8 protein-coding genes are annotated in these 12,621 nt (G+C 38.6%); 2 read left to right on the forward strand and 6 right to left on the reverse strand.

Going from position 1 to position 12,621, the window contains the following annotated elements; translation table 11 throughout:
• The first annotated feature begins 332 nt into the window (after window positions 1–332).
• The gene (locus SCI76_RS02625; protein ID WP_013083080.1) at window positions 333–1,205 is read left to right on the forward strand and encodes a selenium metabolism-associated LysR family transcriptional regulator; all 873 of its coding nucleotides are present in this window, start codon (window positions 333–335) and stop codon (window positions 1,203–1,205) included.
• Between the two features lie 329 nt (window positions 1,206–1,534).
• On the opposite strand, the gene SCI76_RS02630 is transcribed toward SCI76_RS02625, so the two are convergent.
• From SCI76_RS02630 to SCI76_RS02640, 3 genes are all read right to left on the reverse strand, one after another.
• Complete coding sequence (locus tag SCI76_RS02630) at window positions 1,535–2,734, reverse strand: MFS transporter (protein WP_168760746.1); 1,200 nt, start codon at window positions 2,732–2,734, stop codon at window positions 1,535–1,537.
• Between the two features lie 231 nt (window positions 2,735–2,965).
• Window positions 2,966–3,343, reverse strand: a complete 378-nt coding sequence (locus SCI76_RS02635; RefSeq protein WP_028413413.1) for a PH domain-containing protein — start codon at window positions 3,341–3,343, stop codon at window positions 2,966–2,968.
• A 64-nt stretch (window positions 3,344–3,407) separates the two neighbouring features.
• Window positions 3,408–5,555 (reverse strand): YhgE/Pip domain-containing protein, encoded by a 2,148-nt coding sequence (locus SCI76_RS02640; protein WP_328180133.1) that lies wholly within the window; start codon window positions 5,553–5,555, stop codon window positions 3,408–3,410.
• Between the two features lie 110 nt (window positions 5,556–5,665).
• Between SCI76_RS02640 and SCI76_RS02645 the strand changes: the two genes are divergently transcribed.
• Entirely contained in the window at window positions 5,666–6,841 is a 1,176-nt protein-coding gene (locus SCI76_RS02645; protein WP_328180132.1) for a DHHA1 domain-containing protein, read from the forward strand.
• A gap of 41 nt (window positions 6,842–6,882) precedes the next feature.
• Here SCI76_RS02645 and SCI76_RS02650 read toward each other — a convergent pair whose 3' ends face one another.
• The 3 genes from SCI76_RS02650 to SCI76_RS02660 all read right to left on the reverse strand — a co-directional run bounded on the left by SCI76_RS02650 (window position 6,883) and on the right by SCI76_RS02660 (window position 12,612).
• Window positions 6,883–7,803, reverse strand: a complete 921-nt coding sequence (locus tag SCI76_RS02650; protein WP_048021477.1) for a 1,4-dihydroxy-2-naphthoate polyprenyltransferase — start codon at window positions 7,801–7,803, stop codon at window positions 6,883–6,885.
• Window positions 7,804–8,427: 624 nt separating this feature from the next.
• Window positions 8,428–11,040 (reverse strand): helicase-related protein, encoded by a 2,613-nt coding sequence (locus SCI76_RS02655; protein WP_328180131.1) that lies wholly within the window; start codon window positions 11,038–11,040, stop codon window positions 8,428–8,430.
• 210 nt (window positions 11,041–11,250) lie between these two features.
• Window positions 11,251–12,612, reverse strand: coding sequence for a cytosine permease (locus tag SCI76_RS02660; RefSeq protein WP_168760743.1), 1,362 nt, complete (start codon window positions 12,610–12,612; stop codon window positions 11,251–11,253).
• Window positions 12,613–12,621: the final 9 nt, after the last annotated feature.

Raw genomic sequence — 12,621 nt, forward strand, 5'->3', positions numbered from 1 at the left:
TTCATCTACCCAAAATCATGATGTGTGTACTAGGTGTATTAACTGTATTACTTATCGCATTACAGTTAATATTATAGTATGTTTTCTGGAAAAAACAAGTACTTTTTTTACTTTTGTTACAAATAGATGACAAAAAAGTGTTTAATAGCTTTATAGATGAAACAAAAATAACTGTAAACAAATTGCGCAGGCTGCCTTCGTTGCAAGCTAACATACTCCTTTAAGTCAACACCTTGTTTTACTTTTCTTAACCAAGTGCCTCTAGTTATTACCATAATAATGTTTTATAATGTTTATAATTAATTTTTTTAATATAAAAGGAGCCATACTCTATGTACTATGATGCGTTAAAGACGTTTGTTTCTGTTGTAGAAGAGCAAAGCTTTACAAAAGCTGCAGAAAAATTAATGATTTCACAGCCAAGCGTAAGCGTACACATCAAAAATCTCGAAAAAGAATTTCAAACTTCCCTGTTCCTGCGTTCACCTAAAATGTTAAAAATCACACCCAGCGGCGAAATTTTATACGATCGTGCTAAACAAATGATTCAAATATATGAGCATACGAAACGAGATATTTATGAACACCATCACCGTGTCAAAGGAATGCTAACGATTGGCGCCAGCTTTACAATTGGCGAATATATTCTTCCTTCTTTTTTAGCAAAGCTTCGTGAACAATATCCTGATATTGATGTAGAAGTGACGATCGGCAATACAAAGGAAATTGCTCAGCTTGTTCGTCATTTCAAAGTGGATGTAGGGCTTATTGAAGGTCACACGGAAGAGTCCGACTTACATATTCAATCCTTTATGGACGATGAGCTTGCCATCGTTGCTTCAGTCGATCACCCTTTGGCTCAGCTTAAAAAAGTAGAAATTGATGATTTACAAAATCAGCGGTGGGTAGCGCGTGAAAAAGGCTCTGGAACAAGAGAATATTTAGATCACGTTCTAATGTCCAACGGTTTAAAAATGAAAAGCATGCTAACGATCAGCAGCAATCAAGGAATTAAAGAAGCGATTGTTCACGATTTAGGAATGTCTGTACTCTCGCTTTGTGCTATTAAAGAAGATGTAGAACAAAAGCACCTGTCGATTCTCAATGTTAACACCGCTCCTTTTAAGCGCCGTTTTTCTTATATCTATCCTGCTAACAGCGCTCATAAAAAAGTAGCGGAGCTTTTTATCCAGCTTTTAAACTAGGTAATGAAATTAAGACATAACTAAATTACTTCAATCTAAAGACTAAAGTAGCTAGTATAAATTACTTGCGACACCGCAGTTGATTTCCGTGCAAGACTTCGCTTCCGCTCCTGCGGGGTCTCACCTGTTCCGCTTTTCCGCAGGAGTCTCCGTCTTGCCCTCCAATCAGCTGCTAAAAGGAACGAAACAGATGAAACTATGTTCACCATAACAAAAAAAACGAACCACTAATCAAACATGTTGATCAATGGTTCGTTTTTCACTTGGGCTAAAATCCTTTTGTACCGGCCTCTTTTTTTAAATCAATAGCTATATGTCTTTACATTTTCTTAGTGAACGTGCGTCTGCTGAGCCGGCATTTTTGATAAACGAACAGCTAAGAAAAAGGCTGTTGTAAGAAACACACCAATTAGAGCAATCACACCTTTCCAGCCGTACGCGCTCCAGCATAAGCCAGCCGCAGTCCCTCCAATGCTCGATCCTGCATAATAAAAAAACAAATACAAAGACGAAGCCTGCGCTTTGTCATGCGTTGCTCTTCTTCCTACCCAGCTGCTTGCGATGGAGTGACTTCCGAAAAAGCCAAACGTCAGCAGCAAAAGCCCGGTAATTTTTATCCATAAAACGGGATGCAGCGTAACGATTGAACCTATAAGCGTAACAGCAATCGTACATAACAGCACCTTTTTCCGGCCGTATCGATCCGCCAGCGTCCCCATCCAGACTGAGCTGAATACTCCAACAAAGAAAATAACAAAAATAAAACTTACAAGTGTATGATTCCAAGAATACGGAGGAGCAGATAAAGCGTATCCAATATAATTGTATAAAGCTACATTACTTCCAAGCAGTGCAAAACCAATAGCAAAAAGACAAAGCATCCCTTTATCTTGAAGATGACTGCGAAGAGAGCCGGTAAGCTGACGAAGTTCAAATGACCGAGAAGTAAAGTTCTGTGAATCAGGCAAGTTCATAAAAAAAACAAATGTGGCCAATAAGCTGATTGCGCTTACAACATCAAGAGCTACAGACCAGTTAAAATACTCCGTGAGCACTCCTGTCATAAGTCTTCCCGCTACGCCTCCAAAGGCGTTTCCGCTTATATAAATCCCCATCGCTTTTCCTAAACTTCCGGGTTCAATTTCTTCTCCTAAGTAAGCCATGGCCACAGAAGGCAGCCCTGCTAACACGATTCCTTGAATAACGCGAAAAATTAACAGCGTTTCAAAGGTAGAGCTAAATGCTGTCATGATACATAGCAATGACGCAAAAATTAACGATAGGCCCATCAGTTTCTTTCGTCCCCACACTTCCGACAAAGAACCTAAAAAAAGCATACTAACCGCAAGCGTGATGGTTGTTAACGAAAGAGATAAACTCGCAAAAGCCGGAGATATTCCAAATTCTTTAGAAAACTCGGGTAAAATGGCCTGTGTACAATATAAAATTGAAAATGTGTTGAAGCCTGCTGCAAAAAGCGCAACATTTGTTTTGCGAAAAGCCGATGTTCCAATTACGGTATAACTCACAGTTGGTCACTTCCTTTTTTCTCTAAAAAAAGCATATCACGGTTTTTTTATTCTGTATAATTCATTATGTAAATCGTTTTCATGCATTTCAGTAATGAGTGAAATAAACAAATATAGAAGGACAACAACCTGATTATTTTTAAACAGCTGCATGCGAGAAAGAAGATATTATCTCTTCCCGTTTTACACAAGCATAAAAAAAGTCGAGCCAATTTTTCATGGCTCAACTTTTTAATTCAATACATAAGATGCTAATACTTTTTGCACGTCGTAAATGCTTTTATCTTTACGAAATTCTTTTGAAATTGGCGCGCTAGAACCAGATACCCAAATATTTAATTCGGCATCTAAATCGAACGTTCCAGCCGTTTCTACGCTAAAATGGGTAATCGTCTTATAAGGAATGGAATGATAATCTGTTTTCTTTCCCGTCACTCCTTGTTTATCAACGATAATTAAACGTTTCGTCGTAAACACCATTAAATCGCGAATGACTTTATACGCTTGTTCCACTCGCTCGTTGGCAATTAAAATGTTTTGTAAATCTTTTTCAGTTCCTCTTATATCTGCTTCTGATGCATTTCCTAATAGTCCATCTAATATACCCATGCTTATCACTCCTTTCTATCTACACTACCGCATTTTGTTCTGTCTGGAAACCCAAAACGTTTTTTTAATGAATTAATTTACTTTCACGCGCTTTTTTTGTTAATTTTGCACTCGTTTTACTAAGAGGCTTATGAAGGAAAATACCCACCAGCAGCACGCCAAGCCAAATGCAAAGAAGAACCGTAACGTCTTTTCTTACTATATCCGCTAACATGCCTCCCACAACTTCTCTCATCATGCTTATTGCATACGTAAATGGTAAAAACGGATTGAGTGCTTGGAAAAAAGCAGGCACGACTTGAATCGGAAATGTACCGCCTGCAGCAGAAAGCTGAAGCACAAGCAAAACAATGGCCATCGCTTTTCCTGCATTGCCAAATATCGCTACAAGCGTATAGACAATCGTCATAAACACGAAGCTGCACAGCAAGCCTAAAAAGATAAAAGGCACTTTGTCTACGACGTACGTTTTGATTAAAAATAAATCGCCTAGCGTCACAATAAAAGCTTGCACAAGAGCAATAGATAAAAACGTTAAAAGTCTTCCAAGATAGACTTCATAGCTTTTGAACCGCTCTTCATCAGCTACTTCTACGCTTAAAATTGAAACTAACAGCAAAGCCCCGACCCACAAGCAAAGCGTTGTATAAAACGGTGACATAGCCGACCCGTAGTTCGGAATAGGATAAAGTCTTTCTTCTTTTAAAAGAACCGGCTTAGCAAAAAAATCACTTTCTTTTTGCACATCGTTTTTTAACAAATTAATAATATCTTCAATGTTTTCTTTTCGCTGAAATTCGCGTATTTTATCCGCTATATTGTGCACGTTTTGTTCAATTCGCGGAAAGTCTTTTGTTATTTTCGCAAGCTCCTGCTGTCCGAGCAAAATGCCACTCGCTGTTTTAGACAGCACGTTCGAAACATCCGGCATGCTTTTATTAGCTTCATCAAGCAGTGCGTTTGCGCTTGCTGTTTTATCTTTCGCTTCTTTGATAGCTTGTTCAATAGCCGGCACAATCGTAGAAGAATACGAATTCGTTAACGTATTTAATTTAGAAACAGCTTGGTCGATGCGAGAGCTGAATTTCTCAAGCACACTTGGATCTGGTGCATCTCCATTTTTTTTTTGCTGCTGTAAGTCGTTTACATCCGACAGCTGCTGCTGTAAAAGCGTATGTACACTTTTTATTTGATTAATAACCGGTGAAAGAACGTTCCCTTGAGACACCGCATTTAAATCCGTAAGAAGCGTAAGGATCTCTCCTGTGTCAGCAACTTGTTTTGTTAACTGCACTTTTAGCTGTTCCGCTGCTGCGCTGACTTCAGCCGGCGCTATATCTTTTTCCATCAGCTGATTCTTCAATTCTTGAACTCCGAGAGCTCGTTGTTGAACACGGTGCAGCGTTTCGCTGATCGTTGGCTCAGCGTTTTTTAACACTTCATCGCTTTTAGTTAAAAAAGTGTTTAGCTGCTGAGTCATCTGTGCGCCGTCAGCTGTTAATCTCTCTACTTCAGGAAGAGCGGCCTGAGCTTTCGATACAATAGCTCCAGCTTTTTGAGTGGTGTCATTCGCTTCATTAATTACTTTTTTAATTTCAGGAAGACGATTTTCAAGCTCAAAAATCCGTTGTTCAACTTGTTGAATGGTCGGTAAATCCCGCTGGAGGGTAATACCTAGTTCGTTAAAAACAGAAAAAATGGCTCCATTCGCTGTTTTGACGAATTTTTCACTAATCTGTTGTGTTAAGCTGCTGGCTCCTTTGCTTGTAATTTTAGGCGCTACGGCGTTTATTTTTTCGTTTACTTTGTAAATAATGACCGGCTTTTCCAAACGATCTTGAAGAACGGTACCAAGCTTTTGTGAAAAATCTTTTGGAATAACAATACTTGCATAATAGTCTCCGTGCTTTACTCCGTGATCAGCTTTTTCTTTGGAGACAAACGTCCATCCAAGCGTTTTATTTTTCTTTAACGTTGCAATAATATCTTTTCCCACGTTTACGTGCTGCCCTCTTATCGTAGAACCTTCGTCTTCGCTCGTTACTGCAATGGCAATACCTTCAGTCCGCCCGTATGGATCCCAAGATGCTTTTATATTAAACCATGCGTAAAAAGACGGCAGAATCATAAGCGTCAGCACAATGATAATCATCGCCCAATTGGTAAAAATCCTTTTTAAGTCACGCGTATAAATATAAACAGTATTTTTCATATGTCCCACCCAGTTTTATTATTACAAGTTAGCTTATCCATGTTCGAAGAAACATATTTCTGATACTATAGAAAAAGTTAGATATGGTTTTAGTAGAAAGGATGATGAACATGACAGAAAGACTTTATTATAGCAATCCCTACATAAAAACGTGGGAAACAGGAGTGACAGAGACGCGCGCTCTTTCAACTGGCTACGCATTAACGTTAAAACAAACCGCTTTTTATCCAGAAGGCGGCGGACAGCCTTCTGACTACGGTACTATTGCCGGAATCGACGTAAAAGATGTTTACGAAGAAAATGGAGAAGTCTATCATCTCGTTGACACACTGCCTGCACAAACGAACGTCACGTGTGAAATTGATTGGCACCGCCGCTTTGATCATATGCAGCAGCATAGCGGACAGCACTTACTTTCGGCTCTATTAATCGATACATATAATATTCACACCGTTAGCTTTCACTTAGGAAGCGAAGCAGTCTCTATCGATTTAAATGTACCTCAGTTATCTCATGAGCAGCTATTACACATTGAAAAAGTTGTAAACAATGCTATTTACAGCAACCGCCCCATTAAAACGTACGAAGTGAAAAAAGAAGATTTACATACTCTTGCGCTTCGCAAAGTGCCCGAGCTAGAAGACGAAGTGGTACGCATCGTAGAAATTGAAGGCATTGATGTTTCTGCCTGCTGCGGTACTCATGTGAACCAAATTGGAGAGCTGGGTCTCATTAAACTTACGAAAACAGAAAAGCAGCGCGGCAATACACGCCTCTTTTTCAAATGCGGTATGCGTGCATTAGCTGATTATCAGCAGTCTCAAGAAATCGTAGCAGAACTTAGCAACAAATTCAGCACAAGCCGTGAATTAGTTGTAGAACGAATTAAAAAATTGGAGACTGAACAAAAAGAGCTGCAAAAACAACTAGAAGAATTAAAAAATGAAAATGCAGCTTTTTTAGCAAGGGAATTAGAAGCCAAAAAAGAAGGATCATTTCTGTACCATCACTTTGAAAATCGTACACTAAAAGATGTGCAAGCTTTGACAAAGCAGCTTCTTCAAACGCCTGATACAACGCTTCTTTTTGCTTTTTCAAGTGATCAAAAAGTCTTACTGGCTCACAGCGGCAGTGAGGTAACATGCGGAGAACTTTATAAAGAGCTGCTTCCGCTTTACGATGGAAAAGGCGGCGGCGGACCAAAACAAGCTCAAGCCAGCTTTTCATCTTCTGAAAATATGAACGCATTTCTTAGCGCAGTAAAAGAAAAAATAACTGGAGCATAACAAAAAGCCTGTCTTTAAAAAGACAGGCTTTTTCAACACAATCAGCTTACTAAATAGCCAATTAATAACCCAATTGATAAAGTAAATCCAAAAAACGTATTTGTTTGAGCAGTTGCTTTCATTGCAATAAGCTCTCCGCGTACAAATGCTTGTACGGCTTGAATGGGCTTAGGTGCACTAAGGAACACTAAGAAAATCCAAGGGCTAATATCGAAAAATACAACTAATGCAACGGTCCAAATATACGCAATGCCGAACAAAGCAGCTAAAAATCTAATCGCATTTTTAGAACCTAATAAAATAGCTAGCGTACGTCGTCCGCCTTTTGTATCTTCTTCTATATCACGAATGTTGTTAGACAAATTAATCGCGCCTACTAAAATCGCAATAGGAAGTGATACAAAGATGCTTTCAGACGTTACGGTATTTGTTTGAATAAAAAATGAAATCAACACGAACATAGCGCCCATGCACAGACCTGAAAATAATTCTCCAAACGGCGTATACGCAATCGGAAGCGGTCCGCCTGTATACAAATAACCAATCGCCATACCTACTAATCCAACTAAAGCAAGCCACCAGCTGCTGTTTGCACATATATATACGCCTAAAATAAGAGCAATTCCATAAGAAATCAGTGCTAAATTTAATACCGTTTTCGGCTTCATTCCGTGTCTGACGATGGCTCCTCCAATTCCTACGGAGTCTTCTGTGTCTAACCCGCGTTTAAAATCATAGTACTCGTTAAATACGTTCGTCGCAATTTGAATCCACAAACATGAAAAAAGCATCGCAAGGAACATCCAAACGTTCACATGGCCATAAAACATAGCTAGAACTGTTCCAATCAAAACGGGTACAAACGATGCCGTTAACGTATGAGGACGGGTTAATTGCCACAAAATTTTCCCTTTACTGTACTGCTCGACTGCAGCTTTGTTTTCTTTGTTATGACTTGTCATCATCCTCTTCCCTTCTATTACGAACCGTATCTCTATTTAAAAGTGCTGCTTTTAACATAATGAATGATAGCAAACTTACTCTAAGACAATACACGTCCGCCCAACAAAAAAATCACGGAATCCTTTAAAATATAAGTTCCATCTTATATCATAATAATTTATTGCTCTTTTTACAAGATGACCGCTTATACATTTCCGGCTTTTTTCTGCAAAAATCTGCTTTGACGCAGAAATTTATAATAAAAAGATGAAAAGCTTATACGAAAAGTGAGGTTGAGACTTAACTAAATCAATCTCATCTAAAGATGAACAAATAGGATAAATGATTTGGTATGGGGTACTTGTTACACCGCAGTTGATTTCCGTGCAAGACGTCGCTTTCCGCGGGCGGCCGCTGAGCCTCCTCGTCACTTACGCTCCTGCGGGGTCTCACCTGTTCCGCTTCTCCCGCAGGAGTCTTTGCCTTGCCCTCCAATCAACTGCTAGAAGGAACGAAACACATGAAAGCTATCTTCACAATAAAAAAAGCCGAACGAATTGGATTCTCAATCGAGAATCGAACTCGTTCGGATCTTCCTTTAACTAACATACGTTCATACAAGCCTCTTTTTTTATCACTACATCTTAGTAATTAAAACCGTCGTCCCCGTGTCTTCTGCGAAATCTTTTATGAAAACATGAATCGCATATCGCATGATCATGATTCCAAGGAAGGTCTTTAGAACACGCACTGCACGTTCTTTTAAATTTTTTCATATCTTTTCTTAATACGTCATGTATTTTGTTTGTAAGCTCTTCTCGGACACGCTCCCAGTAAATAGCTTCCGGTCTTCTATCCATTCGATATAAAAATAAAAGATGCAGGCCAATCGCCTTATAAGACAGCTCTAATTTTTCCAGTGAACCTTCTATTATCCTTGGTTCAGGTAACTCTTCTCTGTTAACAATTGCATTCATGCTAGCCACCCACTGCTTTTTCAAAGAGCTTTCTTTTGCTGAAAACGGCAGCTGCAAGTAACCATATAAATCAACAATGGGCATTTTCGCCTCAATCAGCGTGTCTTTCACTTCCTCATAAAGCTCACGTTCTTGTGCCAGGTTTGATTTTTGTGTACCTTTTGGATTTTTAAATTTAGCCCATATGTCAAAAAACGTTCCGAGGTCATGATGATATTCTTTAAATCTTCTTAGCATATCTGAAGTAGGCGCAATTGAAAATTTGCTGATTTGCTCGTCTGTTGAAAATAACAGTTCTCTCATTTGCTTGGCATCTTTAGCGAATGCAACTTCTCCCACATTATAGAGACCCTTTCTTCCAGCACGACCTGCAATTTGCTTTAACTCTTGAGAAGTCAACAACCTCCGTTTTTGCCCATCAAATTTCATGTTTTCTAAAAGCACAATTCGTCTAATTGGAAGGTTTAACCCCATTCCAATTGCATCTGTAGACACAATGACAGTTGTTTCTCTATTAATGAACTGCTCAATTTGTTTTCTTCTTGTTTCAGGCGGCATACTTCCATAAATCACGCTCACTTTGTGACCATCTTTTTCTAGCTTAGCTGCTGTCTGGAGCACCTTTTTACGCGAGAAAACAATTAAAGCATCTGCGGGTTTCACTTGTTCAATTTTGAAATTTCGAAGATCTACTTTTAAAGGTATATCTCTTTCGTACTCATAAATTTCTGAGATCACACCGTCTAACATCTCTTCTAACATACTTCGAATGCTTAAACTTCCGATCACATGAACTTGTTTGGCATTAGCTCGGGTTATGGCTTTATACCATGAAAACCCCCGATCTCGGTCTTGAATCATCTGTGCTTCATCAATTACGGTTACATCGCCATGTTCTAATTCACTAAACATTTCTACCGTACCGGCCATGTGCTGAGCATCTTCAACAATCTTTTCTTCTTCACCTGTTTTTAACGAACAAGCAACTCCGTCTTTGTTCAGCTTTTCAAAGACTTCTAAAGCTAACAGGCGAAGCGGCGCTAAGTAACTACCCGAAGCAGCTTTCTTTAATGACTTTAATGCCGTATACGTTTTTCCTGTGTTTGTATCACCGAGATGAAGAATGTATTCCGTTTCTTTTCTTGGATCCATTTCGTATTCTGCACCAAAAATATAATTTAACTGTCGCTGTTCTTCTTCAATCAGCTTGTTCTTTTCTTCACGTTCACGTTCTTGTTGTAATCGTCTTTCTTCCAGCTGCTGTGCATATCGCTTTTTATGCTCTTCGATCGTTAAGTTGTGATCTGAAACTTCTAGTACATCGGAAAGCTTTTCTTCTACAAGCATTCTTTTATATTCATAGACTAAATCCGATAAATCACTTCTGAGTGCTTTTATAATATCCATTCGTGTTACCGAATCATTTGTATAAGATTTATACTCTTCTTTAAATGAAGCAGGAAGGTCATCCATAATCATAGTTGGAATGATTTCATAAATTTTATCGGTGATAAATACCTCGTATACATCTTCATACGTTTCAAACAAGATAATCGTTGAATATCTGTCTAATTCTGAGCTTACGTTCCCGGTGAGCTCTTGAAAAAAGTCATGAACCGTTTCATAATCATGGCGTGTTAAATCACCGTTTTCTATTAATTCATCTTCAAGCTCAGTATGCGGCGCATAGTTTTCAATATACTTTGAGTTTGTTTCAATGTCTTTTGATAGCTGATGTGAAAGCTGTTCTCTTATATGTAGGTAATACAGCTCTTTGTTTACTTCCAAAATAGGAGCTGCTTCTAAATTTAACTGTAATTGATATCTGGCTTTTCGATCATTAATACTTTGCTGTCTTTCTTTCTCTTTTCTTTCTTCTTCTTTTTTGGCAAATTCAACTCTTGCTTCTCCGTATAGAGATGGCCACTCTGCTTTATTGCCCTTTCCGTACTGCTTTTCTAACCAAGAAAAAGCATCAAATTCTATACCTTTTCTCGTTTCTTTAGCAAATAACTTATCGATAGCTTGAGGTTTATATCCTTTTATCTCAAAGCCTCTTTCTGTTAAATACGATCTTCTGTTTTTCTTAGATACAGAAGAAACAACTATTTTTCTCCACGCAGTCCCCCAGGCTTTTTTAATAAAAGAGTGCCTGTCTGTTAAATACGTCTCTAAATCCGGACATTCGTCTTGTTCACCTAATACGCTTTTTATATCCTGTAGCAATGTATGCTTAGTTTTTTCAATGGCCCTGCTTTGAATAGCCTCTAATTCGAGCATAAAATTCTCCTTTGGAAAGTTTTCCTACATTTATTATAGAAAAGACCCCTTATAGAATCAAATACATTGTTATTACTTTATTTGAGGCTGGATTAAGAACTTCTCTTCCCCATGCTTTTGCTTATTTCTCACCTATTTTCAAGACAAAAAGCTCCTTTAAACAGGAGCTTTCAATATATTTTAGATAATTCAGTCTTTTTTAAATATCTATCAAGCATTTTTGTCGATTCCCTTTGAGTAAGTGATGGAGAGCTGTGAAAGCTTGGTGAACGATACGTGTAAAACACCTGTAAATAAAAAAGCTAAGATTGTTGCTCCTGTGGCTAGCGGGTGAACGTACGTAAAATAATAGGCAAATATAGCCCCCACTACGTATGATAGATACACATGAAGGTTAAATCCTTTTGTATACCAATATATTTTATTTTCCTTATCTAAAATAGCTGAAATGTCATAGTGTTTTCGGCGAATGATATAGTAATCAACAAGAACAATCGCAATAATAGGAATAAATAAGACGCCAATCATAAGCAAAAAGCTTTGAAAATTTGTCATTAACCACTCTTTTAATAAAGAACCTAGGACTGTGACAACTCCCATCGTTAGTGCCGGTATCCAAAAGCGCTGCTTTGGGAAAATAGACAAATAAGACATTGTTGCGCTATACAGTACCATTACGTTGGTTGACAACACCGATAAAAAAATGACGATGGCTGCTACTAATCCCAACAGCGGGCTATATGCGCCAATTAAATTTACCGGGTCATACGTTTGCGTCATATTTCCGAGAATTGAAAAGCCGGAAACCGTTGCGCCTAATCCCATCGCAATCAAAGTCGCAACGTTATAGCCTAAATACGTTCCCGCAATTCCCGTTTTTTCAGATTTACAGTTTCGGTTATAATCGCAAACAATAGGAATCCACGTAAAAGCTGTAGCTACTACAATATCAAAAGCTAACATTCCTGTAATACCAGGATTTTCGCTTGCTTTCATTTGAATTAATTTTGCTGCATCAAATTCGATAAACAAATAGCTAAACACAACGGTTGCTAAAATGACCATTAGCGTAGCTACTAACTTTTCCGTTGCTTCAATGCCTTTGTGTCCATATATAGAAATAGCTACTACTAGTACTTGAGTAAGAATCGTAAATAGATTGATATTGCTGTAACCGGTCAAAAAGGTGACGGCATGATTTAAACTTAGCCCTGCCATGTAGGCTTGAATCCATGCCCATCCTATTAATGTAATAAGATTAACAGCAGCAGGAAGCATAGCCCCTCTTTGTCCAAAAGCAGGTCTCATCAAAACCATGGTTGGAAGACCGGTTCGAGTTCCGATATTCCCCATCAGCACGAGCGGTATGGCACCGACTAAAGAGCCAAGCACAATCACAAATAATGCCTTTAAAAAGGTCATATCGGGTACAAACAGCATTCCGGTAAAAACGGTCGTTACTACCACGTTGGCTCCTATCCACATGGAAAATGTAGAGAAGAAGCCCATACTTCTTTTATTCACTGCAATCGGCTGCACATCATCATGGGCGAGACCACTTTTTGTTGTCATTCCTTTTCC

This window comes from Priestia sp. HNGD-A6, assembly GCF_045784335.1.
GTDB lineage: Bacteria > Bacillota > Bacilli > Bacillales > Bacillaceae_H > Priestia > Priestia zanthoxyli.